The sequence below is a fragment of the Ruegeria sp. HKCCD7559 genome (assembly GCF_013110575.1).
GTDB lineage: Bacteria > Pseudomonadota > Alphaproteobacteria > Rhodobacterales > Rhodobacteraceae > Ruegeria.
Genome location: NZ_WVQU01000008.1, coordinates 89,384 through 114,881, shown reverse-complemented (window position 1 = coordinate 114,881; position 25,498 = coordinate 89,384). Strand labels below are relative to the sequence as shown.

The 25,498-nt window shown below is 60.2% G+C and carries 35 protein-coding genes; 14 read left to right on the top strand and 21 right to left on the bottom strand.

Annotated elements, in window-relative coordinates:
* Positions 1 to 37 precede the first annotated feature (37 nt).
* The gene (locus GS605_RS17910; protein ID WP_171724857.1) at positions 38 to 289 is read left to right on the top strand and encodes a hypothetical protein; all 252 of its coding nucleotides are present in this window, start codon (positions 38 to 40) and stop codon (positions 287 to 289) included.
* 290 nt (positions 290 to 579) lie between these two features.
* A complete protein-coding gene (locus GS605_RS17905; RefSeq protein WP_171637555.1) occupies positions 580 to 969 on the top strand; it encodes a VOC family protein in 390 nt (129 codons plus the stop codon).
* A 56-nt stretch (positions 970 to 1,025) separates the two neighbouring features.
* Here GS605_RS17905 and GS605_RS17900 read toward each other — a convergent pair whose 3' ends face one another.
* From GS605_RS17900 to era, 3 genes are all read right to left on the bottom strand, one after another.
* Positions 1,026 to 1,349, bottom strand: a complete 324-nt coding sequence (locus tag GS605_RS17900; RefSeq protein WP_171637557.1) for a SemiSWEET transporter — start codon at positions 1,347 to 1,349, stop codon at positions 1,026 to 1,028.
* A gap of 112 nt (positions 1,350 to 1,461) precedes the next feature.
* Positions 1,462 to 1,791: a DUF1491 family protein gene (locus tag GS605_RS17895; RefSeq protein WP_171724856.1), complete on the bottom strand. Its 330-nt coding sequence runs from the start codon at positions 1,789 to 1,791 to the stop codon at positions 1,462 to 1,464.
* Complete coding sequence (era, locus tag GS605_RS17890) at positions 1,788 to 2,696, bottom strand: GTPase Era (RefSeq protein ID WP_171169156.1); 909 nt, start codon at positions 2,694 to 2,696, stop codon at positions 1,788 to 1,790. The genes GS605_RS17895 and era overlap by 4 nt, the downstream gene beginning before the upstream one ends.
* A 160-nt stretch (positions 2,697 to 2,856) precedes the next feature.
* On the opposite strand from era, the gene GS605_RS17885 reads away from it, so the two are divergent.
* Positions 2,857 to 4,239 (top strand): multicopper oxidase family protein, encoded by a 1,383-nt coding sequence (locus GS605_RS17885; protein ID WP_171724855.1) that lies wholly within the window; start codon positions 2,857 to 2,859, stop codon positions 4,237 to 4,239.
* A 51-nt stretch (positions 4,240 to 4,290) separates the two neighbouring features.
* On the opposite strand, the gene GS605_RS17880 is transcribed toward GS605_RS17885, so the two are convergent.
* The 10 genes from GS605_RS17880 to folK form a co-directional block, all read right to left on the bottom strand.
* On the bottom strand, positions 4,291 to 4,767 hold the full coding sequence (locus GS605_RS17880) for a hypothetical protein (protein WP_171637561.1): 477 nt from the start codon (positions 4,765 to 4,767) through the stop codon (positions 4,291 to 4,293).
* A 155-nt stretch (positions 4,768 to 4,922) separates the two neighbouring features.
* Positions 4,923 to 5,600: a ribonuclease III gene (gene rnc, locus GS605_RS17875; RefSeq protein WP_171637563.1), complete on the bottom strand. Its 678-nt coding sequence runs from the start codon at positions 5,598 to 5,600 to the stop codon at positions 4,923 to 4,925.
* The gene (gene lepB, locus GS605_RS17870; RefSeq protein ID WP_171229134.1) at positions 5,597 to 6,436 is read right to left on the bottom strand and encodes a signal peptidase I; all 840 of its coding nucleotides are present in this window, start codon (positions 6,434 to 6,436) and stop codon (positions 5,597 to 5,599) included. Before lepB ends, rnc begins: the two co-directional genes overlap by 4 nt.
* 60 nt (positions 6,437 to 6,496) lie before the next feature.
* Entirely contained in the window at positions 6,497 to 6,916 is a 420-nt protein-coding gene (gene acpS, locus GS605_RS17865; RefSeq protein ID WP_171637565.1) for a holo-ACP synthase, read from the bottom strand.
* Positions 6,913 to 7,536: a LysE family transporter gene (locus tag GS605_RS17860; protein WP_171724854.1), complete on the bottom strand. Its 624-nt coding sequence runs from the start codon at positions 7,534 to 7,536 to the stop codon at positions 6,913 to 6,915. Before GS605_RS17860 ends, acpS begins: the two co-directional genes overlap by 4 nt.
* Positions 7,533 to 8,279, bottom strand: a complete 747-nt coding sequence (locus tag GS605_RS17855; protein ID WP_171637569.1) for a pyridoxine 5'-phosphate synthase — start codon at positions 8,277 to 8,279, stop codon at positions 7,533 to 7,535. Before GS605_RS17855 ends, GS605_RS17860 begins: the two co-directional genes overlap by 4 nt.
* Positions 8,272 to 8,970 carry a DUF2062 domain-containing protein gene (locus GS605_RS17850; RefSeq protein WP_171724853.1) on the bottom strand — a complete coding sequence of 233 codons (699 nt, stop codon included), beginning with the start codon at positions 8,968 to 8,970 and terminating at the stop codon, positions 8,272 to 8,274. Before GS605_RS17850 ends, GS605_RS17855 begins: the two co-directional genes overlap by 8 nt.
* A gap of 16 nt (positions 8,971 to 8,986) precedes the next feature.
* Complete coding sequence (locus GS605_RS17845) at positions 8,987 to 11,119, bottom strand: bifunctional (p)ppGpp synthetase/guanosine-3',5'-bis(diphosphate) 3'-pyrophosphohydrolase (RefSeq protein ID WP_171637571.1); 2,133 nt, start codon at positions 11,117 to 11,119, stop codon at positions 8,987 to 8,989.
* Positions 11,120 to 11,145: 26 nt separating this feature from the next.
* Positions 11,146 to 11,499, bottom strand: coding sequence for a DNA-directed RNA polymerase subunit omega (rpoZ, locus tag GS605_RS17840; RefSeq protein WP_117869873.1), 354 nt, complete (start codon positions 11,497 to 11,499; stop codon positions 11,146 to 11,148).
* Positions 11,500 to 11,593: 94 nt separating this feature from the next.
* Positions 11,594 to 12,163 carry a 2-amino-4-hydroxy-6-hydroxymethyldihydropteridine diphosphokinase gene (gene folK / locus GS605_RS17835; protein WP_171724852.1) on the bottom strand — a complete coding sequence of 190 codons (570 nt, stop codon included), beginning with the start codon at positions 12,161 to 12,163 and terminating at the stop codon, positions 11,594 to 11,596.
* A 141-nt stretch (positions 12,164 to 12,304) separates the two neighbouring features.
* Between folK and GS605_RS17830 the strand changes: the two genes are divergently transcribed.
* The 7 genes from GS605_RS17830 to GS605_RS17800 all read left to right on the top strand — a co-directional run bounded on the left by GS605_RS17830 (position 12,305) and on the right by GS605_RS17800 (position 16,804).
* Entirely contained in the window at positions 12,305 to 12,880 is a 576-nt protein-coding gene (locus GS605_RS17830; RefSeq protein WP_117869875.1) for an NYN domain-containing protein, read from the top strand.
* Positions 12,881 to 13,072: 192 nt separating this feature from the next.
* Positions 13,073 to 14,023: a 4-hydroxy-3-methylbut-2-enyl diphosphate reductase gene (ispH, locus tag GS605_RS17825; RefSeq protein ID WP_152457074.1), complete on the top strand. Its 951-nt coding sequence runs from the start codon at positions 13,073 to 13,075 to the stop codon at positions 14,021 to 14,023.
* On the top strand, positions 14,020 to 14,472 hold the full coding sequence (locus GS605_RS17820; protein WP_171642257.1) for a DUF3429 domain-containing protein: 453 nt from the start codon (positions 14,020 to 14,022) through the stop codon (positions 14,470 to 14,472). Before ispH ends, GS605_RS17820 begins: the two co-directional genes overlap by 4 nt.
* Positions 14,469 to 15,056, top strand: a complete 588-nt coding sequence (locus GS605_RS17815; RefSeq protein ID WP_171724851.1) for a methyltransferase domain-containing protein — start codon at positions 14,469 to 14,471, stop codon at positions 15,054 to 15,056. Before GS605_RS17820 ends, GS605_RS17815 begins: the two co-directional genes overlap by 4 nt.
* Positions 15,049 to 15,516, top strand: a complete 468-nt coding sequence (gene rnhA / locus GS605_RS17810; RefSeq protein WP_152457071.1) for a ribonuclease HI — start codon at positions 15,049 to 15,051, stop codon at positions 15,514 to 15,516. The genes GS605_RS17815 and rnhA overlap by 8 nt, the downstream gene beginning before the upstream one ends.
* On the top strand, positions 15,513 to 16,136 hold the full coding sequence (locus GS605_RS17805) for a TRIC cation channel family protein (RefSeq protein WP_171724850.1): 624 nt from the start codon (positions 15,513 to 15,515) through the stop codon (positions 16,134 to 16,136). Before rnhA ends, GS605_RS17805 begins: the two co-directional genes overlap by 4 nt.
* A 65-nt stretch (positions 16,137 to 16,201) precedes the next feature.
* The gene (locus GS605_RS17800; protein WP_171724849.1) at positions 16,202 to 16,804 is read left to right on the top strand and encodes an alpha/beta hydrolase; all 603 of its coding nucleotides are present in this window, start codon (positions 16,202 to 16,204) and stop codon (positions 16,802 to 16,804) included.
* Position 16,805: 1 nt separating this feature from the next.
* Here the strand turns inward: GS605_RS17800 and speB are convergent, their stop codons facing one another.
* The 6 genes from speB to def (GS605_RS17770) are packed head-to-tail and all read right to left on the bottom strand — an operon-like array spanning position 16,806 to position 20,095.
* Positions 16,806 to 17,627: an agmatinase gene (gene speB, locus GS605_RS17795; protein ID WP_171724848.1), complete on the bottom strand. Its 822-nt coding sequence runs from the start codon at positions 17,625 to 17,627 to the stop codon at positions 16,806 to 16,808.
* A 60-nt stretch (positions 17,628 to 17,687) separates the two neighbouring features.
* The gene (locus GS605_RS17790; protein ID WP_171637580.1) at positions 17,688 to 17,924 is read right to left on the bottom strand and encodes a GlsB/YeaQ/YmgE family stress response membrane protein; all 237 of its coding nucleotides are present in this window, start codon (positions 17,922 to 17,924) and stop codon (positions 17,688 to 17,690) included.
* Position 17,925: 1 nt separating this feature from the next.
* The gene (locus tag GS605_RS17785; RefSeq protein ID WP_170344822.1) at positions 17,926 to 18,162 is read right to left on the bottom strand and encodes a hypothetical protein; all 237 of its coding nucleotides are present in this window, start codon (positions 18,160 to 18,162) and stop codon (positions 17,926 to 17,928) included.
* A 6-nt stretch (positions 18,163 to 18,168) separates the two neighbouring features.
* A complete protein-coding gene (gene fmt / locus GS605_RS17780; RefSeq protein ID WP_171724847.1) occupies positions 18,169 to 19,083 on the bottom strand; it encodes a methionyl-tRNA formyltransferase in 915 nt (304 codons plus the stop codon).
* A 2-nt stretch (positions 19,084 to 19,085) separates the two neighbouring features.
* Entirely contained in the window at positions 19,086 to 19,580 is a 495-nt protein-coding gene (gene def / locus GS605_RS17775) for a peptide deformylase (RefSeq protein ID WP_171724846.1), read from the bottom strand.
* The gene (def, locus tag GS605_RS17770; protein WP_171637587.1) at positions 19,577 to 20,095 is read right to left on the bottom strand and encodes a peptide deformylase; all 519 of its coding nucleotides are present in this window, start codon (positions 20,093 to 20,095) and stop codon (positions 19,577 to 19,579) included. The genes def (GS605_RS17775) and def (GS605_RS17770) overlap by 4 nt, the downstream gene beginning before the upstream one ends.
* Before the next feature lie 94 nt (positions 20,096 to 20,189).
* Between def (GS605_RS17770) and GS605_RS17765 the strand changes: the two genes are divergently transcribed.
* Positions 20,190 to 21,362 carry a MalY/PatB family protein gene (locus GS605_RS17765; protein ID WP_171724845.1) on the top strand — a complete coding sequence of 391 codons (1,173 nt, stop codon included), beginning with the start codon at positions 20,190 to 20,192 and terminating at the stop codon, positions 21,360 to 21,362.
* 164 nt (positions 21,363 to 21,526) lie between these two features.
* Here GS605_RS17765 and GS605_RS17760 read toward each other — a convergent pair whose 3' ends face one another.
* Positions 21,527 to 21,880 carry a hypothetical protein gene (locus GS605_RS17760; protein WP_171169191.1) on the bottom strand — a complete coding sequence of 118 codons (354 nt, stop codon included), beginning with the start codon at positions 21,878 to 21,880 and terminating at the stop codon, positions 21,527 to 21,529.
* A gap of 213 nt (positions 21,881 to 22,093) precedes the next feature.
* Between GS605_RS17760 and GS605_RS17755 the strand changes: the two genes are divergently transcribed.
* Positions 22,094 to 23,083 (top strand): glutathione S-transferase family protein, encoded by a 990-nt coding sequence (locus GS605_RS17755; RefSeq protein ID WP_171724844.1) that lies wholly within the window; start codon positions 22,094 to 22,096, stop codon positions 23,081 to 23,083.
* Here the strand turns inward: GS605_RS17755 and GS605_RS17750 are convergent.
* Entirely contained in the window at positions 23,065 to 23,427 is a 363-nt protein-coding gene (locus tag GS605_RS17750; protein WP_117869888.1) for a response regulator transcription factor, read from the bottom strand. The two genes, GS605_RS17755 and GS605_RS17750, sit on opposite strands and share 19 nt — an antisense overlap.
* Positions 23,428 to 23,612: 185 nt before the next feature.
* Here GS605_RS17750 and cobD point away from each other — a divergent pair, with 185 nt between their 5' ends.
* Complete coding sequence (gene cobD, locus GS605_RS17745; RefSeq protein WP_171724843.1) at positions 23,613 to 24,578, top strand: threonine-phosphate decarboxylase CobD; 966 nt, start codon at positions 23,613 to 23,615, stop codon at positions 24,576 to 24,578.
* Positions 24,575 to 25,495, top strand: a complete 921-nt coding sequence (gene cbiB, locus GS605_RS17740) for an adenosylcobinamide-phosphate synthase CbiB (protein ID WP_171724842.1) — start codon at positions 24,575 to 24,577, stop codon at positions 25,493 to 25,495. The genes cobD and cbiB overlap by 4 nt, the downstream gene beginning before the upstream one ends.
* Positions 25,496 to 25,498 lie beyond the last annotated feature (3 nt).

The following is a 25,498-nucleotide window of genomic DNA, read 5'->3' as shown; positions in this document are numbered from 1 at the left end:
CGACCCCCAACTGCGCTTCAACAAAAGGGGCCGCAGCATGATCGATGACGAACCGAAACCCGCCACATATTACGACGAACGCGAAATCTGGACACCGGACCCCACGGCGGCAGACATGCAGGTCTATGAGACATTTGCGTCAGCCATCGTCGAACTTGTGCAAGTGCTGGATGACAACAAGCCGATGTTGTCGAGGGATGTCTATGCACGCTTTTCTGCCTCTCTGCTGCACCTGTCCAGGGTGTTGGGCGAGTACGAAGACGGGTGGAACGGCGGACATGGCGCGTAATCCCAAGACATGCAAAGACTGAAGGGCAGAGCATCGGCTTTTCATTGCAACGGTCCGGTCCGATATAGCGACCAGACCTGACCACGGTGGATTCTGTTGTGCCTCAACATGAACCCGCCGCCATTCCTCAGATCACCAATATGCCCCGGCAGAACGCGCCTGCTGCCCCTTGGTCGATGGAAACCCCGTCTGTCGTCCGGGGTATCGCCAACTGCGGGCAAAAGAATGCGTTGCTTTAATCCCGTTCAGGCCATAATGTTCTACCTATGTTCTAAAACGGGATTCCCAAAATGTCTCTTAATTACGTCATGATCGGTTCCAACGACGTTGCCAAGGCACGCAGCTATTACGACGCGGTTATGCCCCGGATCGGCGGAAAGGTCGTCGCTGAGTATATGCCGCATGCCGTATGTTATGAGCTGCGCGGCGGCGGATGCATATGGGTCGCGACACCGTTCGACAAAAAAGACGCGACGATCGGCAACGGAAACATGGTTGGCCTGCTGTGCCAAAGCACAGAGGAAGTGCGTGAGGCGCACGCGGCCGCGCTTGCAAATGGCGGAACAAACGAAGGTGATCCGGGGGACCGCCCCCAATATGGCCCAAACTTTTTTGGTGCCTACGCACGCGACCCCGATGGGAACAAGATGAGCTTTGTCTATTTTGGCGACGCGGATTGATGGCCCCGAGCATCGTCTGCGACCGCGAACAAGAAAGACCCAAGCCAGCGTGAAGTTCAGAACGTCACACCCGCATGAACCAGAATTCCTATGACCATCAGCAGGTTCAGCACCATCGAGATACCGTTGCCCACATAGATGGGCAACTTGCCGACCACCAGACCATATGCGAACCACAGGAAGGACAGCCCGGCATAAAGCGACCAGGACAGAAGCGACTGACCAGTAGCGTGTTCGGAATGGGTGAAGTAGAGCTTGATCAGTTGCGGAAGCGTGGCAAAAGGACCAACAACCCCGACAAAGACCATGAAGCTTTCGAAACGCTGCATCCAGTGGCCGAGTTCCGATTTTTCCAGTTTCTCAGCAAGCGTTTTAGCCACGAAAGCACCTCTTGGTTGCGCCTGTCCACAGGGCAAGCCAGCCCTGCCAGTGTAATTGCCGGGGTAAAATAGTCATTTTGGTCTCTGCGTCAAAGACCCGTCTGTACCGTGGTCACTCCAGCCCTTCTTCGCCCAGCAGGTGCCGCCCCTGCCGGTCTTCGACCTCGATCACCCAGAGGTCGGGGTCAAAGCTGCGTTGGCGCTGAATGGCCTGGTCCACGTCACCTTCAAGGCCGGACGAGAGTTCGACCCATTTCCGTTCGCCACTCATCAGATCAAAGCTGCGTTGGAAGGCAACGGCCTGCCCGTTTAGTGTGTTCAGCTTGACCAGAACTGCGCCTGCGGTGTCATCGCCATGGGCAACCACATAGGCCGGGATATCCTGAAATCGCAGCCGCGCCAGATAGGCGTGAACCCAGAATTCCGCCGTCAGCCGCGTCATGCGTTTCCGTCTTTGAAATCCAGCCCCATTTCCGAATACCGCTCGGATTCTTCCAGCCAATTGGGCCGGACCTTCACTTGCAGGAACAGGTGAATCCTGCGGTCGAGGAATTCTTCCAGCTCGGCCCGTGCGGCCTGACTGACGGCCTTGATCGTCTCGCCCTTCTTGCCCAGAACGATGCCCTTGTGGCCGTCGCGCATGACATAGATGACCTGATCGATCTTGGCAGAGCCGTCTTTGCGCTCTTCCCAGTTTTCGGTCTCGACGGTCAGTTGATAGGGCAATTCCTGATGCAGACGCAGGGTCAGCTTCTCGCGCGTCATTTCGGCGGCGATCATGCGCAGGGGCAGATCGGCGATCTGGTCTTCGGGATACAACCACGGGCCTTCAGGCAGTTCAGAGGCCAGCCACTTGCGCAAGTCCTCGACGCCGTGTCCCTTTTCAGCAGAGATCATGAAGGTTTCGGCAAACGGGTAGCGCGCGTTCAGGTCACTGGTCAGCGCCAGCAGCTTCTCGGACGGCACCTTGTCGATCTTGTTGATGGCCAACGCGATCGTGCGGCCCTGCCCGATCTCTTCCAGACCTTCTAGAATGCGCTCGACGCCTTCAGTAATGCCACGATGCGCCTCGACCATGAGCACAACGATGTCGGCATCCGCGGCCCCGCCCCATGCGGCGGCGACCATGGCGCGATCCAGTCGGCGGCGGGGTTTGAACAGGCCCGGCGTGTCGACGAAGACCAGTTGCGCGTCGCCTTCCATCGCCACGCCGCGGATACGCGCGCGGGTGGTCTGCACCTTATGCGTCACGATCGACACCTTGGCCCCGACCATGCGGTTCAGGAGGGTGGATTTGCCCGCATTGGGCTCTCCGATCAGGGCGATAAATCCGGCGCGTGTGGTCATGTGTCTGGCAATCCTGTCTGCAACTGCGCCCCCCTATAGCAGAAAGGGGCGGCGGGCCAGAGGGATTTGTCGCATTGCAGCCCTGCGCTTGCAGTGGCAGGACAGGATTAGATGCCCAGCCAGTTCCAGCCCGGCAGCAAATCCTTTCAGTGAGGTTGTCATGAAACGTCGCGAGTTTCTTCTTGGAAGCGGTGCCGCCGCTGGTGCGTTTGGGTTGGGCGGATGGTCGCTGGCGGCAGGCAATGCGGCGCAGGAGCTGGTGCTGCAACCCGCCAGTTACCGGCTGCGCGAAGGGCTGACCACAGGGATGGTCAGCCTGTCGCCCGATGCGCCGCCGCCGATTCTGTATGGGCGGCAGGGCGAGCTTATGCGGCTGAGCGTTCGCAACACCTTGCCGGATTATACCGCGATGCACTGGCACGGGCTGCGCATTCGAAACGGGATGGACGGGGTGCCCTACCTGACCCAGATGCCCATCGGCGAGGGCGAAAGTTTCGCCTATGAGTTCACGCCGCCGGATGCGGGCACGTATTGGTATCATCCCCATTGCATGACGATGGACCAGATGGCCCGCGGGCTGACCGGCGTGATGGTGATTGCCGAGCCGGACGAGCCGGGGTTCGACAGCGATCAGGTGGTCAATCTGCGGGATTTCCGTCTGGACGAGAATGACGCGTTCCTGCCGGCCTATACGGCGCGAGGTGCGGCGCGGGCGGGCACGTTTGGCACGGTGCAGACCGCCAACTGGCAGAGCGAGGCGGTCTATGAACACACGGCGGGTAGTCTGGTGCGGCTGCGGGTGGTCAACACGGACACGACCCGCATCTATAGGTTGCATCCTGAGGGGGCCGAGACCCGGATCATCGCCTGGGACGGGCATCCGGTCGAGATCGATCTGCCGGTGCCAACGGCGGACGAACCGCTGTTGCTGGGCCCCGGTCAACGGGTGGATATTGCCGTCCGGATGCCCGAGGGCGAAGGGCAGTCGGCGGACCTGATAGCCAAGTTTCCCGGTCAACCACATCGCGCCATGGCGCGCTTGCGGGCGACCGGCACATCAGCGGCGCGCGATCTGAGAGAGCTGCGCCCATTGCGTGCAAACCCTGTCGCGCGCCCAGATCTTGATCAGGCCGAGTTGCATGAATTCGTGTTCGGCTGGACCCCGGAAGGCGGCGCCCCGAATGACGGGTTCTGCGGGTCGTTGGGCTATAGTTTCTGGTCGATCAACCGCACACCCTGGCCGGGCGATGCGGCGCAGGAAACCGGGCCGCTGGCCGTGCTGCAACGGGGCAAGAGCTATGTTTTGCGATTGCGCAATGAATCGCCCAATCTGCACCCGATCCACCTGCACGGGCTGGCCTTCGTGCCGCTGCGATCCAACCTGCGCACCCTGCCACCGCTGATGACGGACACGATGCTGCTGTTGAAGGATGAGGTGGCGGATATCGCACTGGTGGCGGACAACCCCGGCGACTGGGCGTTTCATTGCCATGTGATCGAACATCAGAAAACCGGGCTGACCGGGTTCATTCGCGTGGAGTGATCAATGAAAACCGTCGGCCCGACACCGGACCGACGGATAGTACGGGTCAGATCACGGGTGACGGCGCAGGATGGGGTTCAGCACGGCCACAAACACGATACCGTACAAAACGTGTCCGATCAGCGCGACCCATGTGATGCCGACAAAGTTCAGGAACGGTGGCAGACCGGCAAAGGTCGTGACACCTCCGATAGCAAACACCCACAGACCGAAACCATAGATTGCCGAGGCTACAAAGATGTGGGCCGGACCCAGAACCTTGACCCAGATTGGCTGGAAAATAAGGAACCAACCCAAAGGATAGGCAATCAGGCCGACAATGTAGAAATGCACAAAGAAGCCCAGAAAAGCGTTGCTGGGCAGGCCCAGACTGGACAGCAAACTCTGCGCCAGACCTTCGGGTGACAGGTTGGCCCAGCCGATCCCGGGACTGACAACCTGCCCCCAGAAATCGAAGGCCATGGTTGCCACAAACCCGGCAATGAACAGAAAGCCGATATTGACGAGCGAGAGTTTTGCACGTTGCATTAGATTGCCTTTTTTATGTTGTTTTCTGAGTGCTTTGACCTGCCGTAGCCTGACTGGTGCCAAAACGACTGATACCCAGATACAGGTCGTCTGTCGTGGCTTCTATAGTCTTCAAGTTAGATTGAAGTTTGTGACAGGTCGAGCTTAGACAGAGATCAGCCGACCCGCTCCAGCAAGGCCTTGGCGGCCGCCTGTTCGGCCTGGCGCTTGGAACCTGCCGTGGCTTGTGCCTCGGTTCCGTCCTGAAGGCGGGCGGCGATGGTGAAGACGGGGGCGTGGTCGGGGCCGCTGCGTTTGACCTCGACATAGCTGGGTGGTTTTTGGCCGCGCGCCTGCGCCCATTCCTGAAGCGCGGTTTTGGCGTCGCGGGCGTCGGCCTCGACCTTGTGGATGCGGTCCCCCCAGAGGGCGAGGATGACATCGCGGGCGGCCTCAAACCCCGTATCCCGATAGATGGCAGCGATCACGGCCTCCATCGCGTCGCCCAGCAGCGCTTGCTTGCGACGGCCACCGGACAGCATCTCGGACCGGCCTAGTTTCAACACCGCGCCCAGGTCAATCTGGCGGGCCACATCAGCGCAGGCTTCTTTGCGGACCAGTGCGTTGAACCGTGGGGCCAACTGACCCTCGGACGCCTTCTTGTCAGCTTCAAGCAGCGCAGTGGCCATAACAAGGCCCAGCACCCGGTCTCCCAGAAACTCCAGCCGCTGATTGTCGGGGCGGGTGGACGAAGACACCGAGCCATGGGTCAGCGCGCGCACCAGCAGTTCGGGGTTTTTGAACTCATACCCCAATCGCCGCTGGAACGCCTTTATTTCAGCCGAGAGCTTCAATTGACCGCCTTGAAGAACCGATCACCGCGCCATGTCCAGAAGAACAGCATCGAACGGCCCGCGGACGAGAACATGATCCGGTCGGCACGACCGATCAGGTTTTCGTAAGGCACGTATCCGACACCACCGGCAGATTGCGGCAGACGGCTGTCGCTGGAATTGTCACGGTTGTCACCCATGAAGAAATAATGACCCTCGGGCACGGTATAGATGCCGGTATTGTCCGATGCCTGGTTGCCGATATTCAGCACGTCATAGGACACACCGTTGGGCAGGGTTTCGATCAGGCGCGACTTTTCACAGGTACCACCGATTCCAACAGGGCCGTTTTCACAGCGGGGGCGCAGGCGCTGCGGGCCTTGCGGTTCGGCAATTTCAGTAAACACGCCGTCGGGCTGCTGAGGAACCGGAGTGCCATTGAGGATGATCTGGCCATTGCGGACCTGGATCCGGTCGCCCGGCAACCCAATCAGGCGTTTGATATAATCACGCCCGGTGACCGGATGGCGAAAGACGATGACATCGCCACGTTCGGGATCACCGCCCCAGATACGGGTATTGTCTTCGCCCTGCATCCAGCCACAGATATCTTCGGCATCCACGTTCAGGCCGACGCTGGGGATGATCAGGCTGGGGCAGGATGCGTAGGAATAGCCATAGGCCATCTTGTTGACGAAGAGGAAATCGCCGATCAGCAGCGTCTGCTTCATCGAGCCCGAGGGGATCCAGAACGGTTGAAAGAAGAGGGTGCGGAACACGCCGGCAATCAACAGCGCGTAGACGATGGTCTTGATCGTCTCCCAGACGGGATTTCCGGTTTTGGCGTCCTCGGCCATTCTGCTCGCTCCAGTTCTTTGCTTGGCTTCGCTGCTACATGCGGGGGGGATGGGGGCAAGTCAAGGCTGCGCGGGCTGATCTTGAACCGGACGCGCCTCGATCACCACAAAAGCCTGCGCCCAAGGGTGATCATCGGTCAGGGTGACGTGGATGATCGCCTCGTGCCCGTCGGGGGTCATTTCCTTGAGGCGCTCGGCGGCCCAGCCGGTCACGTGCATCACCGGTTGGCCGGTGCGCAGATTGGTGACGGCCATGTCCTTCCACGAAATGCCCATGCGCAGGCCGGTGCCGAGCGCTTTGGAACAGGCCTCTTTCGCGGCCCAGCGTTTGGCATAGGTTCCGGCCGTATCGGCGCGGCGTTCGGCCTTGCGCTGTTCGGTGTCGGTGAAGACCCGGTTGCGGAAGCGGTCGCCGAACCGGTCGAGCGTGCCCTGGATGCGGTCGATGTTTGCGAGGTCTGTGCCGATTCCGAGGATCATGACAACCGCACCGTGAGGATCATGTAACTCGCCACCCCGAAGAACCCGGCAAAGGCGAAATCGAACCAGCGGCGGGCGCGGCGGTAGGTTCGAACCAGGCGTTCGGAGGAAAACAGAAACGCATAGCCGATAAAAATCATCAACGATCCAGCATAGAGCATGGTGAAATAGCCCAGCAGCATCGAAAGGCTGGCATCGCTGGGGGCGACGATGGCATAGATCGAGCCCCAGCTGAGGATCGCCTTGGGGTTCGTCAGGTGGATGGCGGCACCTTTGGCGAAGATCGTCGGCAGCGCGCCCGTAACCGGTCTGCCCAAAGCGACCTCATCCGCGGTCATCGCGCGGCGCAGGGCCTTGAGGGCCAGCCAACCCAGATAGGCCACGCCGACATAGCGGATCACTTCGAACACCCAGACATTGGCCAGCATGATCGCCGACAGGCCAAGCGCTGCAGCAATGCCCCAGGCGGCGGACCCGGCACAGATGCCCAGCGCGAAGACCAGACCAGCGCGGCGGCCTTCGTTCATGGCGGTTCCGGCAATGCCCATCGTGGCGGGGCCCGGAGAGCCCCCGGCCATCAGCCAGGCGAACCAGATGGCGACAAAGCCGGGGGTGATCACGCGCGCGCCTCGTCCATCAGGCGACGCATTGCCTGAATGGCCGGGGTCATGCCCAGAAAAATCGCCTCGCCAATCAGGAAATGACCGATATTCAGCTCTTTTACTTCTGGGAAAGCGGCAACCGGTTTTACGGTGTCATAGGTCAGGCCATGGCCCGCATGAACCTCGAGCCCAAGCGAATGGGCGAAGGTGGACATCTGGCGCAGCGACTCAAGCTCGCGTTCGGCATCTTCCATGCGACCTTCGGCATGGGCGTCGCAATAGGCGCCGGTGTGCAGCTCGATCACTTCGGCACCAATGCGATGCGCGGCTTCGATCTGACGCTGATCGGCGGCAATGAAGATCGACACGCGGCAGCCGGCCTCACGCAGGGGCGCGATGAAATGCGCCAGCTTGTTTTCCTCGCGCGCGACTTCAAGCCCGCCTTCGGTCGTGCGCTCTTCGCGCTTTTCAGGCACGATGCAGACCGCGTGAGGCTTGTGGCGCAGGGCGATTTTCTGCATCTCGGGCGTCGCGGCCATCTCAAAATTCAGCGGCACCGACAGAACCTCCATCAACCCGTCGATATCGGCGTCCGAGATATGGCGTCGATCTTCGCGCAGATGCGCGGTGATGCCATCCGCCCCCGCTTCTTCCGCCAGTTTGGCAGCGCGCAGCGGATCTGGATAATCCCCACCCCGCGCATTGCGCACGGTGGCCACGTGATCGATGTTCACACCCAGACGCAGATGGTTCTCAGACATCACTCGATTCCTTTTGCATGTTTCTGCCCGAGCCTAGAGGCTCTGCCGAAGAAACGGCAGCCGAATCTTCGGCCAAACGCTTGATTTCCTCGAACTTCGCCTTGATCCTGGCGCGGCGGCGCTGCTGATACGTCAGGATCAGCGGCAGGCTGAGGTAATAGCAGATCACCCCCGCAACGACGCCCGGAATGATCCCACCGATCATATAGGGATAGAAGACGTCATCGTAGAACTGCGACAGCCCGTGCCAGTCGGCCACGCGATCCGTAAACAACGCCAGAAAATTGTTCTTGAGGTCCCCTATGGCGCTGGCGAATTTGCCCATCAGCCCTTGTGTGTCGCCTTCTTCGTATTCTGTCCCCAGCAGGAAATGCCCAGTCTGAAGACAGATCACCCCGATCGGAACATAGGTGAGCGGGTTGCCAAAAAACGTGCCGCTGAGCGCGGCCAGAATATTTCCCTTGATCAGCCGGGCACCGATGGCGGCGACAAGAAAATGCAACCCGTAAAACGGCGTAAAGGCCGCGAAAACACCCGCCCCTATACCGCGCGCGATCCGGTCAGGGGTATCCGGCAAGCGCCGGACGCGGTGTTTCACGTAATGGAAGGCGCGGGTCCATCCGCCACGCGGATAGACGAAATCCGATGCAATCTGGACTGGAGAGCGTCGGTCTCGGCGCTTGAATACCACCCGTGATCACCCCTTCTCAGCCAGCCGCGGTCGCGGTTTTGGTCCGGTCCCGATAACGTTCGACCGCTGCAACGTCGCTTTCCGCCTCCAGCATCAGCATGAGTGAATGAAGCTGTTCAAGGTCGCGCAGTTCGACATTGATCAGAAGGCGGTAAAAATCCGGTTTGCGGTCAACAAATTCCAGGTTCGAGATATTGGCCTTTTTCTCGCCGATCAATGTGCAAATACGCCCCAGAACCCCGGCATCGTTGCCAATGGTCAGATCCAGCGTCGCGCCATAGACGGCCGGGTGCGTGCCCGAATGCCAGTGCAGATCGACCCACCGGTCAGGTTCGCCTTCGAACTCGCTGAGCCGATCGCAATCGATGGCATGCACGACCACGCCCTTGCCCCGATAGGTGATACCGACGATACGTTCCCCCGGCAGCGGCTGACAGCAGGGGGCCCGGTCGAACTTCTGCCCCGGCTCCAGGCCAATCACCGCACGGCGCAGCGGAATGGCGTCGCCGTCGTCCTTGGCAAGTTCGGGATAGACGGCCTGAACCACCTCATGTGCGGTCAGTTCGGCGCTGCCAAGGCGGGCCAGCAGCTCGTGCCGGTCTTTCAGGCGCAGGTGTTTTGCTGCGGTATCGAGCGCCTTGTCGGTCGCCTTGCGGCCCACGTGCTCGAACCCGGAACGGGCAAGTTCCTTGCCCAGCTTGATGAATCGTTCCCGATCCACTTCGCGCAGGGCGCGGCGAATGGCGGTACGCGCCTTGCCGGTGACTGCAATCTCCAGCCACGTGACCTGTGGCGTCTGACCATCGGCGGTAATGATGTCCACGGACTGACCATTCTTGAGCCGTGTCCAGAGCGGAACGCGGATACCATCAACCTTGGCCCCGACACAGGCATGACCGATCCGGGTGTGAATGGCATAGGCAAAATCGATCGGCGTCGCGCCACGCGGCAGCTTCACCACGTCGCCCTTGGGGGTGAAACAGAACACCTGGTCCGAATACATCTCGAGCTTGACGGCCTCGAGGAAGTCTTCGTGATCTTCCTCGTTGTCGAACTGCTCTGTCAGATTGGAAATCCATTTGGCCGGGTCGACGGCGAACGGGTTCTCGGTGCGCACACCGTCGCGATAGGACCAATGCGCCGCGACCCCGGTTTCGGCCACGTCGTGCATCTGGCGGGTGCGGATCTGGACCTCGACCCGTTTGCCGTCCCGGCCGGAAACCGTGGTGTGGATCGAGCGGTAACCGTTCGATTTGGGCTGGCTGATGTAGTCCTTGAAGCGCCCCGGCACCGCGCGCCAGCGCTGGTGGATGGCCCCCAGGGTTCGATAGCAGTCTTCCTCGGTCTGGGTGATGATGCGGAACCCATAGATGTCGGACAGGCGCGAAAAGCCCTGATCCTTTTCCTGCATCTTGCGCCAGATCGAATAGGGTTTCTTGGCGCGGCCGAACACCTCGGCCTCGATCCCGGCCTTTTCCAACTCGTGCCGCATGTCGCCGGTGATGCGATGGATCACGTCGCCGGTCTCGCGTTGCAGGGTAATAAAGCGACGGATGATCGACTGGCGGCCTTCGGGATTGAGAACACGGAAAGCCAGGTCTTCCAGTTCCTCGCGCATCCACTGCATACCCATCCGGCCCGCAAGCGGTGCGTAGATGTCCATCGTCTCGCGGGCCTTGACGATCTGTTTTTCGGGACGCATCGCCTTGATCGTCCGCATGTTGTGCAAACGGTCGGCCAGCTTGACCAGAATCACGCGCAAGTCCTTGGACATGGCCATGAACAGCTTGCGGAAGTTCTCGGCCTGCTTGGTCTCGCGACTGGACAGTTGCAGATTGGTCAGCTTGGTGACGCCGTCAACCAGTTTGGCGACTTCATCCCCGAAAAGTTCAGCCACCTTGCCATAGTTGGCCTTGGTGTCTTCGATCGTGTCGTGAAGCAGCGCCGTGATTATGGTCGCATCATCCAGACGCTGTTCGGTCAGGATGGCGGCAACGGCAACGGGATGAGTGAAATAGGGCTCGCCGGAATGGCGGAACTGCCCTTCGTGCATCTGCTGGCCAAATTCATAGGCCAGCGCAATGCGGTCAGCATTCGTCTTGGGATTGTAGTTGCGGACCAGCGCAATCAGATCGTCAGCAGAAATCATCCGGTCCGCACCTTCGTCTTCAGGGCTTACCCCTGCCCTTGAGCCTCCATCAGAGCGCGCAGGAGCTTCTCTTCCGACATGTCGTCCATGGCGGGTTTGTCCGTTTCGGCACCCATCAGCAGCGCCATCTGATCTTCTTCGGGCTCATCAACCTCGATCTGGGTCTGGTTGGCCTCGATCAGGCGCTCGCGCAGTTCGTCCGCGCTTTGGGTTTCATCGGCGATCTCACGCAGAGACACGACAGGGTTCTTGTCGTTGTCGCGGTCAACGGTAATCGCTGCACCGGCGGAAATCTCACGCGCCCGATGGGCGGCGAGCATCACCAGCTCGAACCGGTTTGGAACCTTGTCTACGCAATCTTCAACCGTCACGCGGGCCATTGGGCGCTCTCCGTTTCTGAATCCATGTCAGGAAGGGGTTTATCTAAGCGCGAATCCGCGCCTTGACAAGCAGGAAATGCTGCATTTGCACGGATCACAGCGCCGTGACCGCCGCAACCTCTACCGCGGGAAGGGTCTGGATCATCTCGCAGACGGTGCGACCCATAACCGGATGACGCCAGTCGGGCACGATATCGGCCATCGGCACCAGGACAAAGGCGCGATCCTGAAGGCGCGGATGCGGCAAGATCAACTGATCCGGTGCCTCTTGCCTTTGCGCGTCGGTCGGCAGGGTCCGCCAGCGATCAAACGTGACGCGATCCGGCAGGACCTGATCTTCGAAACAGACCAGATCCAGATCCAGCGTCCGCATCCCCCAGCGCTGCACCCGTTCACGCCCGAATTCCTGTTCCACCTCGTGCAGCACCTGCAACAGCTGCGACGGAGATTTCTCCGTCGCAATCAGCGCCGCAGCATTCACATAATCCGGGCCGGCCCCGGCGGGAAAGCACGGGGTGGCAAAAAAACGACTGACGGAGCGAATCACCACATCGTGACGCGATAACGCGTCAAGCGCGTTCTGAAGTGTTACAGCGGGACCATTTCCTCTCAAATCGAGATTTGCGCCCAGCGCAACAACGGCATTTGGCATGGATTTGCTCATGTGATACCCTACATTCGACCCATTGCATACTTGCGATAATCGACAGAAGTTCTAATTATAGGCGTACCAGAGCGCGTCATTTTATCACTCACTCACTCACGTAACGCGGCACGCACTGGATTATACCGGAAGGGAACATTTATGTTTTATAAAGACGAACGGCTAGCGCTGTTCATCGACGGCTCGAATCTTTATGCTGCGGCAAAAGCACTCGGTTTCGACATTGACTACAAACTTCTGCGGCAGGAATTCATGCGCCGCGGCAAGCTTCTTCGGGCCTTCTATTATACAGCGCTGCTGGAAAACGACGAGTATTCGCCGATCCGCCCATTGGTTGACTGGCTGCATTACAACGGCTTCACCATGGTCACGAAACCGGCCAAGGAATACACCGACAGCATGGGGCGTCGGAAAGTCAAAGGAAATATGGATATCGAGCTTACCGTCGATGCCATGGAACTGGCGCCGCGCGTCGATCATATCGTGCTGTTCTCGGGTGATGGGGATTTCCGCCCGCTGATCGCCAGCCTGCAACGGCAGGGCGTGCGCGTATCGGTGGTTTCGACAATCCGCAGCCAACCGCCGATGATCTCGGACGAACTGCGCCGCCAGGCCGACAATTTCATCGAACTGGAAGATCTGCGCGATGTCATCGGTCGCCCGCCGCGTGAAATGCCGACGGAGCATCGCAGCGTCGCTGTTGCCAGCAACAGCTGACAAGGCGACAAGCCTGTCATGATGGGGAAAAAAATTGCGCGGTCAGGACATCAGTCCTGGCCGCGCTTCTTTAACAAGGTACAGGTGCTTAAACATCACCCTAGTAGCAACGATTCGTGTCAGATGAATGACGATGTCCTGTCTGGACCAAGGCCGGGAAAAGACTTACCTGTGCCACAAGGAGACAGCCTGATGAAAAAGCCGCCACTGACACTTTACCTTGCCGCCCCACGCGGGTTCTGCGCCGGTGTGGACCGTGCCATCAAAATCGTTGAGATGGCTTTGCAGAAATGGGGACCACCGGTCTATGTGCGCCACGAGATCGTGCACAACAAATTCGTGGTCGATGGCCTTCGCGCCAAAGGGGCTGTGTTTGTCGAAGAATTGCAGGAATGCCCCGATGACCGCCCGGTGATCTTTTCCGCCCACGGGGTGCCGAAATCCGTTCCCGCCGAGGCTGCCCAGCGCGAGATGATCTATGTGGACGCCACCTGTCCTCTGGTTTCCAAGGTGCATGTCGAGGCGCAGCGCCACGCGGACGCGGGGTTGCAGATGATCATGATCGGCCATAAAGGCCATCCCGAAACCGTGGGCACCATGGGGCAGCTGCCCGAGGGCGATGTGCTGCTGGTCGAGACCGTGGACGACGTTGCCACGGTGCAGGTGCGTGACCCGGATAAGCTGGCCTTTGTCACCCAAACCACCCTTTCGGTCGATGACACCAAGGATATCATCGCCGCCCTTCAGGCCCGGTTCCCGGCCATTGTCGGACCGCACAAGGAAGATATCTGTTACGCCACCACCAACCGGCAGGAAGCGGTGAAAGCCGTGGCCCCCAAGGCGGATGCCTTGCTGGTAGTGGGCGCGCCGAACTCATCGAACTCGCGCCGTCTGGTCGAGGTTGCCTCGCGCGAGGGGTGTCAGTACGCGCAGCTGGTCCAGCGCGCCACCGAGATTGACTGGCGCGCGCTCGAGGGTATCTCGACCGTGGCTGTCACCGCAGGCGCGTCGGCCCCGGAGGTTCTGGTAAACGAGGTGATCGAAGCGTTCAGCGCGCATTATGATGTCACCGTCGAGCCGGTCGAAACCGCCGTTGAAAACGTCGAGTTCAAAGTCCCCCGCGTGTTGAGGCAACCGGCGTGAACGGAGTGCCGAAAGCGCCGCTCTGTCTGGGGCTGGCGGGACTGATTCCGTTTGTCTGGGGCGCCCTGACCTATCTGAATGGCGATCTGAATGCCTGGGGCGCGCAAACCTTTGGCCCGCGTTTCGTGGGCCCTTATGTGCAACTGTTCTATGGATCAGTCATCCTCAGCTTCATGTCCGGTGTACTCTGGGGTTTTGCCACCAAGACATCGGGCAGCAAGGCGGCCCTGTGTTATCTGTTGTCGGTTCTGCCCGCGCTTTGGGCCTTTGCCATGACAGGTGGTGGGCCGGTGAATGCGGGCACCAATCTGATGTATGGGTTCGCTGGCCTGTTGTTGCTGGATGCCCTGTTTTCCTACTGGCGCCTGACACCGGTCTGGTGGATGCGGTTGCGCATCCTGCTGACCGCGGTCGTATTGGCCAGTCTTGCAGTCGGAGTCTATCTGTGACCGATGAACGTACGATCACCGCTTATACCAACAGGGTGGCGGAATATCTGAAGATCCCTCTGCCGCCCGAGCAGCTTGAGGCCCGACAGGCTTTTGCTGATGCAGTCGGCGCAGGCGGCTATGTGCTGGATTTGGGGTCCGGGCCGGGATCGGACAGCGGGTTCCTGATGCGTCAGGGGCTGAAGGTTCGCGCGCTGGATGCCACGCCGGCCTTTGTCGAACATGCGCGGGAAAACGGTGTGGATGCTCATCTGGGTACGTTCGATGACGTCACCGAGACGGCCGAATATGACGGTGTTTACGCCAGCTTTTCCCTGCTGCACGCGCCGCGCGCTGATTTCCAGCGGCATCTGAATGCGATCCACAGGGCTCTGAAACCCGGTGGACAGCTGTTTCTGGGGATGAAGCTGGGCACTGGTGAACATCGGGATGATCTGGATCGTTATTATTCCTATTACACGGAGTCCGAGATCGAGGGCGCCTTGAACAAGGTCGGTTTCACGATTGACCGCGCAGTCCATGGCATGGGCAAAGGCCTGGCCGGATCGTATGACGGATATATCCTGGTGTTCGCCCATGCCTGAATTGTTTGCCTATACAGACGGTGCCTGTTCCGGAAACCCCGGCCCCGGAGGCTGGGGCGTGCTGTTGCGCGCGATGGACGGGGACAGCGTTCTGAAAGAGCGTGAGCTGAACGGGGGTGAGGCCGAGACGACCAACAACCGGATGGAGTTGCTGGCCGCCATCAGCGCGCTTGAAGCGCTGGAGCGACCGTCGAAGATAACCGTCGTCACCGACAGTGCCTATGTGAAGAACGGCGTCACTGGCTGGATTTTCGGTTGGAAACGCAACGGCTGGAAAACCTCGAACAAGAAACCGGTCAAGAATGTCGATCTTTGGCAGCGTCTGGACGAGGCGCAGGAACGGCATGATGTGACATGGGAATGGGTCAAGGGCCACGCAGGCCACCCCGAGAATGAAAAAGCTGATGAGCTGGCCCGGGCCGGAATGGCGCCGTTCAAACCGAAAAAGGCACAGGCGTGACCGCGCTGACGCTGCTGGACTATGCCTCGGTTCTGATCTTCGCGTTGACGGGGGCACTGGTGGCCAGCCGTGCCCAGCTGGATCTGGTGGGATTTGCCTTCATGGCCTGCCTGACTGCCGTCGGGGGCGGCACTGTACGAGACCTTTTGCTGGACCGTCACCCGATCTTTTGGGTCGGGCAGCCGGATTACATCCTGATCGCAGTCGCGGCGTCGGTCCTGGTGTTCTTTACCGCACATCTGGTGGAAAGCCGCTATAACTGGCTGGTCTGGCTGGACAGTTTTGCACTGTCAGTGGCTGTTGCGGCCGGAACCGGCGCGGCATTGTCGCTGGATCAGTCCGGGGTCATTGTCGTTTTGATGGGTGTGACGACCGGATGCCTGGGCGGGCTGATGCGCGATGTGGTCTGCAACGAAGTACCGCTGGTGCTGAAACAGGGCGAGCTTTATGTGTCCTGCGCCTTTACAGGTGCCCTGACGACGGTTCTGGCTTCCCGATTGGGGACTGAGCCCGCGTTTTCTCTGGCTCTCTGCGCCTTGGTGTGCTGGGCGTTGCGTGCCGGGTCGTTGATGTTTGGCTGGCAATTGCCGGTCTACAAAAGCCGTCCGCCGCGCAACTGAGCCCGATAGTGGACGCCAAAGCGGCTGGCTGATACCCCTTTTGAAAGCACAGCCCGGAGGCCAACGTGACATTCAGACTTGCATCCATCACAGCCTGCCTGGCCCTGCTCGCCTCATGCGGCGCGTATTACACCCCTGTCAGTTTTGTTGCGCAGGGCGACCAGATCATCGCCTCGGGCACGATTGACGAGACAACGCTGTCTGCCTTTGAGGAAGTGACAGCCCAAAACCCCGAAGCCCGCACTTTGGTTCTGCAATACATTGAAGGATCGGTTGATGATGACGCCAATGTCATCTTCGCCCGCGAAGTGCACAGGGCCGGGTTCGATACCGTTGTTCCATCGAACGGTCTGGTTGCCAGCGGCGGCACCGATCTGTTCCTGGCCGGAAACCGCCGCGTGCTGCAACCGGGGGCCTGTGTCGGTGTCCACAGCTGGGCCGGGTCGGGTCTGGTGGCGACCGACTTGCCCGAGGACGATCCCGAACATGACCGATACCTGGATTACTTCAAGGATATCGGCGTGGACGAGGAGTTTTACTGGTACACTCTGTTCGCAGCCCCGGCCGACAGCATCCACTGGATGACCGCCGCCGAGGCGAACCGGTTCGATTTGACCACCAGGGGTGCTCCGGCACTTGGGTCTGCGACGGTGTGCGACGAACGGTAAGTCAACCGTTCAGCAAGCGCGCGCCGATTTCCTTGACGAATTTCGCGGCCACCATCGCCGTCATGCCATAGGGGTCGCGATGCGGGTTGAGCTCGACGATATCCGCCCCGACCAGCTGACCTTTGAACCGGTGGATCAGGTCGATAACCTCGCGCGTGCTCAGCCCACCGGGTTCATAGTGCGAGACGCCCGGGGCAAAGGCCGGGTCCAGCGCGTCCAGATCAAGGGACAGATAGACCGGGCCATCGAATGAAATCTGCAAGTCGGGGCGCCAGTTGCGCATGTCGATCACCTCGACGCCGAACTTGTTGGCCTGTTCGCGCTGATGGGCGTTCATGGTGCGGATGCCGACCTGCACCAGACGCTTGACCGGGCAGGTCTCCATCACCCGCGCAAAGGGGCAGCCATGGCCGAGCGGGCCGATATCCTGCGTGTCGTACAGATCCGGGTGGCTGTCGATATGCAGGATGTTCAGGCCTTCGTACCGATCTGCATGGGCCTTGATCAGCGGATAGGCCACGGAATGGTCGCCGCCCAGCGACAACAGGCGTGCGCCGGTTGCGATCCGCTTCGCCGCTTCGGCCTCGATCCGGTCAATCGGTTCCTGCCCGCGCATTTCGAACACATCCAGATCGCCGGTATCCCTGAATTTGGCGCTTTCACCCAGATCGGTACCATCTTCGGCGGTCAGGTTGGCGGCGCCGGAATGCAGCGCCTCGCGGATGCGTCCGGGTGCGAAGGCCGGCCCTTGCAGGAACGAGGAATGCAGATCCAAAGGAACACCCATCAGAGCGACATCACCCGGCTTCAAATCATACGGCATCATCATTCCCCTTTTTCGTTGAATGTGATCTGGACGGAGGAAGGGCGCCGGGTCAAGGGGTTAGCGGCGCAGGTAGGTCTGCCAGATCCAAATCACAAGCAAGGCGCCCAGAACCGCCCCGACAAAACCAGACAGCCACCCCATAACGGTAACAAGAAACCGCAGCAGCGCCCCTCCGATCAGGGCCCCCACGATACCGATCAACATGGTCGTCGGGATATCCGCCTCGATCCGCATCAGGCGGGTGGCCAGAAACCCTGCCGCTGCACCGATGATGATCAGGGCGACGATTGGCATGTCACTTCCTCCAGTGGGTCGGCACGATGATCAGGGCACCAACAGAGGAAATCACCGCATCCAGCCCCGGAGGACCAAAGCTGATACCGAACATGATACGGACGAAATAGAACAGGAACGCCCCGCCCACACAGATGATGATGGATTGCAAATAGCCGTTATGGGTGAAACCGGTCTGTTCGGACAGATACCCGACGATCCCGGCAATCACGACAGTGCCCATCATCACCATGAACATATGGCTTTACTCCGAAGACATCCGGGTGCCGATCGTGATTGGCCAGCCCCGCAGGAACGTTTCCTTATCCTGCGCGCCTTTGCCCGCCCTTTGCAAGCGCAGCAGTTCTATGGCGCCCTGCCCGCAAGCCACATACAGATCGTCATTCAGAACTTCGCCCGGCGCGCCCTGCCCTTCGGCCAGACGCGAAGCGAGGAGTTTTACCCGGTTGCCGTCGATCTCGGTCCAGGCCCCGGGAAAGGGCGACAGCCCGCGGACCTGCCGATCGACCTCAACCGCCGGGCGCGACCAGTCCACGCGGGCCTCGGACTTGTCGATCTTGGCGGCATAGGTGACACCAATCTCGGGCTGCGGATCAGGGGTCAGGCCGGGCAGCTTTGCCAACGCCTCAACGATCAAGGCCGCGCCCATCGCCGAGAGCCGGTCATGCAGTTTCGCAGTGGTTTCCTCGGGCCCGATATCGGTGGCCTGCCGCAACAGAACGGGGCCGGTATCAAGGCCCGCCTCCATTTGCATGATACAGACGCCAGTTTGCGCATCGCCCGCCATGATCGCGCGGTGGATCGGAGCCGCCCCGCGCCAGCGCGGCAGCAGGCTGGCATGAATGTTCAGGCAGCCATGAGCCGGCGCATCGAGGATGGGCTGGGGCAGGATCAGCCCATAAGCCACAACCACCGCCACATCCGCGTTCAGTGCCGCAAAACTGTCCTGCTCCTCGGCCGGTTTCAGCGAGGTTGGGTGACGCACGTCCAGACCCAGCGCTTGGGCACGCGCGTGGACCGGTGTCGGGCGATCCTTCTTGCCCCGCCCCGCCGGGCGCGGGGGCTGGCAATAGACGGCGGCGATCTCATGCCCGGCCTCGACCAGCGCATCCAGAACCGGCACCGAGAAGTCCGGGGTTCCCATGAAAACAACGCGCATCTTTACCCCTGTTTCTTGGCTTTGCGCAGCAGCATGTCGCGTTTGACCTTGCTGAGCCGGTCAAAATACATCCGGCCATACAGATGGTCGATCTGGTGCTGGACACTGGTGGCCTCGATGCCGACAAAATCGCGACGGTCCACCACGCCCTGCTCGTTCAGGAATTTGACAGTCACCGCGCGCGGGCGTTTTACCTTGGCCGACACGCCCGGCAGGTTCGGACTGGCTTCTTCATGTTCACGCAGTTCGATCGAGCTGTGCAGGATTTCCGGGTTCGCCAGACGCACGGCCTTGCCCCGCTCGGCCGACCCATCGACCACGGCCAGACGCAACATCACTCCGATCTGCGGCGCGGCCAGACCGACACCGGGCATGGCCTCCATCGTGTCGATCATGTCCTGCCAAATCCGGCGAATGTCATCGGTGATTTCAGTCACCTCATCCGCCTTTGTGCGCAAGCGTTTGTCAGGCCAGGGCAGACAGGTGCGGACGGTCATGCGCGCGCCCGTTCACGTTTGAGCTTTTGCATCTTGCGGGTAATCATCTGCCGTTTCAGCGGTTTGAGGTAATCGATGAACAGCTTGCCGTTCAGATGGTCGATTTCATGCTGCACGCAAGTGGCCCAAAGACCGTCGAACGTCTCCTGTCGCAGGTTTCCCTTCTCGTCCATCCAGGTGACATCGACCACCTTGGGGCGGGTCACTTCGGCATATTGATCCGGGATCGACAGGCATCCTTCTTCGTATACATTGGTTTCCTCGGAAGAGGCGATGACCTCGGGGTTGAACATGATCAGCGGGCGCGGGGTCTCGCCTTCTTCCTTGATGCAATCCAGCACGATCAACCGTTCCAGCACACCGATCTGCGGGGCGGCAAGGCCAATCCCGGGCGCGTCATACATGGTTTCCAGCATGTCGTCAGCCAGCGTGCGCAGCTCGTCCGTCAGGTCGGATACGGGCGCGCAGACCTTTTTCAGGCGGGGATCGGGATGGATCAGGATAGTGCGTTTCATGAGGCTGATTTAGGCCATCCCGCCCCGCGCCGCAACGCCCCCCTTGCACCTGCCCGATTTGCGGTTAGCTTTCGGTCGAGAAAATGGAGCAGACATGACTTTCAACGACCTGATCGACCGCCGGGGCACCAACAGTTCTAAATGGGACAAGATGGAGATGCTGTATGGCGTCTCGCCCGAGGGCGGTCTGGCCATGTGGACGGCCGATTCCGATTACCAAACGGCACCCTGCGTGATCGAGGCCGTGCGCAAGGCCGCAGATCACGGCGTGTTCGGCTATTCATGGATGCACCCGGACTATCTGGCCTCGGTTCAATGGTGGATGAAAACCCGCCACGATTGGGAAATCGACACGGATTGGATTCTGACCACCCAGGGCTTGGGCAATGCAATCGCCCTGTCGCTGGATGTCTGGACCGATCCCGGTGATGGCATCGTGATCTTTACCCCCGTTTACCATGAGTTTGCCCACAAGGTGAACAAATCCGGCCGCCGGGTCGTGGAATGCCCTTTGGTGCGGGACGGGGAAAGTTACGGCCTGGATCTGGACGACGCCCAGTCCCGGTTGGACGGGTCCGAGAAGATGCTGCTGTGGTGTTCGCCGCAAAACCCGTCGGGTCGTGTCTGGACGCCCGACGAGTTGCAGGCCGTTGCTGCGTTTGCCGAACGGAACGGTTTGATCCTGGTATCGGACGAGATTCACCACGATCTGGTCTATCCCGGCGCCAAATTTGTACCGATGGACGTGGCGGCCCCGGATGCACGCCCGTGGACCGTGACGCTGACTGCGGCGTCGAAGACCTTCAACATCGCCGGGCAGCGGACCGGCAACATGATCATTCCCGATCCCAAACTGCGCGCGGCCATGAAGCAACGGCTGCAAACATTGGATTACGATCCCGGCGCGTTGGGCGTGGCGATGATCACCGCCGCCTACAGCCCCGAAGGGGCCGAATGGGTAGATGCCCAGATCGCGCATCTGGAGGGAAACAGGCGTCTGTTCGATCAGACCATCACCGAGATTCCGGGGCTCTGGTCGATGCCCTTGCAGGCGACCTATCTGGCCTGGGTCGATTTCTCGGGCACCGGCATGGATCACGCCGAATTTGTCCGCCGATTGCGCGAGGACGCGCGGATCGCGACATCGTCAGGTCCGGGTTTCGGCACTGGAGGAGAAACGTTTGAACGGTTCAACCTCGCCACTCAACGGGCGCGGGTCGAGGAAGCTTGCCTGCGGCTGAAACGTGCTTTCGGGGATCTGCAATAAGTACGTGCCGGCCAGAGCTTGAAAGCCCTGCCCTGTTTTCACAGGTGCCGGTTGACTTGGTTGAGGCCGCTTTGGCCCGCGCGTGCCTGTCTTTAGGCTGGCACCGCTGGCTTTTGGCATCGACCAAACCCGGGCCAAATCGGAATACCGGTTGAAATTCGCCCCTAGTCGTCACGCCCCAGCAGGGCGATCGGCGCATCGGGCGCGCGGTAAAAGTCAAGCGGCGCGCTGTCATGGGCGGCCGTGCTGCGTTTGAATTCATACCGCATCTCACCGCCTTCATCCTCATCCGCGACGATGAGGCATTGATAGAGGTGGTTGGCCCCGTCAAAGATATCGACAAGCCCGCGCAGGCGCGGCGTGGTTTCCGCCTCAACCGTAAAACCGTCTTTCCACAATTTGAGTATTTTGTAGGTATTGTCGCCCATCTCCACCCGTAAACGGCTGGCTTTTTTCAATGTGGCGATTCGGGCCGCGTCCAACTCGGCGCGTATTTCCTTTGAAACATAGGTACTCATTAATCCGTTCCCCCGTGAATGACTTCTATTGTGCGGGATAAGTTGTAAAAATCCAGTGAACCACGTCACAGAAACACGATCCAGCCGAGGTTTGTTGCACAGAAATCCCGAACTCGACTGTGCGCGGATGCAGAGCATTTGCGCGGGCGCTCGCATAGGAAGATGCAAGCCCTGGCCCTATGTTTTTCGAAACGCACATGCGGAGGAAAAGACATGGGCCTGCTGGTCGACGGAAAATGGCACGATACCTGGTATGATACCAAATCCACGGGCGGTGCATTCAAGCGCAGCGCAGCGCGGTTTCGCAATTGGTTGACAGCTGACGGCGAGGCGGGGCCATCAGGCAAAGGCGGGTTCAAAGCAGAACCCGGGCGCTATCACCTTTACGTCAGCTATGCCTGCCCCTGGGCCCATCGCACGCTGATTTTTCGCGAGTTGAAAGGGCTGAGCGATCTGATCTCGGTGTCGGTCGTGCATCCGGACATGCTGAATCAGGGTTGGACCTTTGAAACAGACGCTCACGGCGCGACGGGAGATGACCTTTACGGGCTGGGTTTTGCGCACCAGATCTATACCAAAGCCGATCCAGCCTATTCGGGGCGCGTGACCGTGCCGATCCTGTGGGACAAGCGGCAGGAAACCATTGTGTCGAACGAAAGCTCGGAAATCATCCGCATGTTCAATACGGCCTTCGACGGGGTCACCGGCAATACCGATGACTATTGGCCCGAAGCGATGCGCGATGAAATCGAAGAGGTCAACGCGCGCATCTATACAGACGTCAACAACGGCGTCTACAAGTCCGGCTTTGCCACTTCGCAAGCGGCCTATGACGCCGCCGTGGGCCCGTTGTTCGACACGCTGGACTGGCTGGAAGATCGTCTGGCCCGGAACCGTTACCTGATGGGGGATCGGATTACCGAGGCTGACTGGCGGCTGTTTACGACGCTGATCCGCTTTGATCCGGTCTATCATCTGCACTTCAAATGCAACAAGCGGCGCCTGATCGATTACCCGAACCTATGGGCCTATACGCGTGAACTGCACCAATGGCCCGGCGTGGCGCCCACGGTGAACATGAACCATATCGTGCGCCACTATCACTACAGCCATGACACCATCAATCCGCACCGGATCATTCCGGTAAACCCGGTGCTGGATTACACAGAACCGCACCGCCGCGATCAGCGCCCTGCTGCGTAATGCTCGACCATCGCCGCCAGATCCTCTGGCGGTGTTTCGCTTTGCACATAAGCACAGGCGTTCGGGCTGTGGGCAAATATCGATCCATCCGAGAAGAAGGTGGTGTTGGTGACAAAGATCACCCGCGCCTGGGGGCGGCGATAGCTTGCGAAATCGGCCACAGCCAGTGCGCTGCCGGTTTCCAGAACCAGATCCAGCACGATAATTTCGAAATCCGTGCCGTACAGCGCCAGAATGGCGGCTTCCTGCGTCTCGACCAGCGTGACCTCGGCGCCCTGCCGTTCCAGATGCCTTTTCCAGACCCGACCAAGGTCGGGATTACTCTCAACAATCAGAACTTTCATTTGCAACAACCTCGGCACTTGGTATGGTGAGTGGTGCCGACCCCCATGGTCCGTGATCTCGTTATTTCCTTAACAAAGTGTTAACAGCAGCCCCACAGGCCCGTGAACAGGCGGATTTGCTTGTGTAAGAGGCGAAAATCCGCTTGAAGCGGTCAAAAAGCGGTAATTTCTCGCAGAGAGAGCAGATGAGCACATTCGATGAAAGTCTGAATCCACGCGCGGTTCGTGACCACGGCGGCGGGTTGGACAAGGCGATTGTCAAATATGGTGGGCAACGCACCGACTGGATCGACCTGTCCACCGGCATCAATCCCCATGCCTATCCTGTGTCTGGCCTGTCGGCCGGGGATTGGGCCGAATTGCCGGATCACGGGGCGTTCGAACGGCTCAGCGATGCCGCGCGCCGGTTCTGGAACGTGCCGCAGCGTGCCGCGATCCTGCCCGCGCCCGGAGCGTCGGCGATCATCGCGCGTCTGCCGGCTCTGGCCGCGACGGGTACGGTACAGATCACGCCGCCCACCTATAACGAACACGCCGCCGCCTTTTCGGCGCAGGGGTGGAAGGTACGGCAAGACGGGCCCAGCGACGCCCGCGTGATCGTACATCCAAACAACCCGGACGGGCGTATCTGGCAGGAAAGCGACGCATCGGCACCACTTACCGTGATTGACGAAAGCTTTTGCGACGTCATGCCTGACAAGTCCCTGATCCATCTGGCAGACCGCCCCGGCGTGATCGTGCTGAAGAGTTTTGGCAAATTCTGGGGGCTGGCCGGGGTAAGGCTGGGGTTTGCCATCGGACGGCCGGATATGATCAGCCGGTTGAACGATCTGACCGGCCCTTGGTCGGTATCCGGTCCGGCCTTGCGGATCGGCACACAGGCTTTGATGGACAACCGTTGGGCGGAAGCCACGCATGCGCGTCTGGCTGACGAGGCCTCAAGGCTGGATGCGCTGGTCACGAGAAAAGGGGCCAAAGTGATCGGCGGCACCAGCCTGTTCCGACTTTATCAGGTCGACAACGCCGCCCATTGGCAAGGTCGTCTGGCACGGTCCCACATCTGGAGCCGCATCTTCCCCTATTCTGAAACCTATCTGCGCCTTGGGCTCCCGCCCGAGGATGGATGGAACAGGTTGGAGGCAGCCCTGTGAGCCCTGGCCTGATGCTGGTCTGTGCCATGTGTCTGGACGCAGCACTGGGGGAACCCGACTGGCTCTGGTCGCGCATCAGGCATCCGGCGGTGATGATCGGCAACCTGATCGGCTGGCTGGATACACGCTTGAACCACGGGGCCCTGCGCCGTTCAAAAGGGGTGGGTGTGCTTGTCCTGCTGGTTGGCGGCGCAGGGGCGCTTGGCTGGGGTTTGTCTCTGCTAGGGCCGGTGGTTGAAATCCTGGTCTGCGCGATCCTGTTGGCGCAAAAATCGTTGGTCACCCATGTGCGCGCCGTGGGCGAAGGGCTGATGGCCTCGCTGTCAGAGGGGCGGGCACGGGTGGCCATGATCGTCTCACGCGATACACGGGACATGACCGAGGCACAGGTGGCACGCTCGGCCATCGAAAGCGCCGCTGAAAACCTCAGCGACGGCGTCATCGCGCCTGCTTTCTGGTTTCTGATTGCCGGGTTGCCGGGGCTGCTGGTCTACAAGGCGGTGAACACGGCCGACAGCATGATCGGGTATCGCAATGAAACGTACCGCGCGTTTGGCTGGGCTTCGGCCCGGTTCGACGACCTGATGAACCTGATCCCGGCCCGCCTGACCTGCCTGATGATCGTGGCGCTGTCGGGCCAGTGGTCGCGCTGGCGCGAAATCGTGGCAGATGCGCACCGTCACATCTCGCCCAATGCGGGCTGGCCCGAGGCCGCCATGGCCCGCGCCTTGAACGTCGCCCTGGCCGGGCCGCGCAGCTATGACGGCAAGGTGCGGGATCTGGCATGGGTCAATGGCAATGCTCAGCGCGAAATCGGAGCCTTGGACATTTTCCGCGCATGTCGCATGTTGTGGCGTGTTTGGGGGCTTGCGCTTGGGCTCGTGTCGGTGTCGGTTGGGATCGACCTGATTTACTGACGG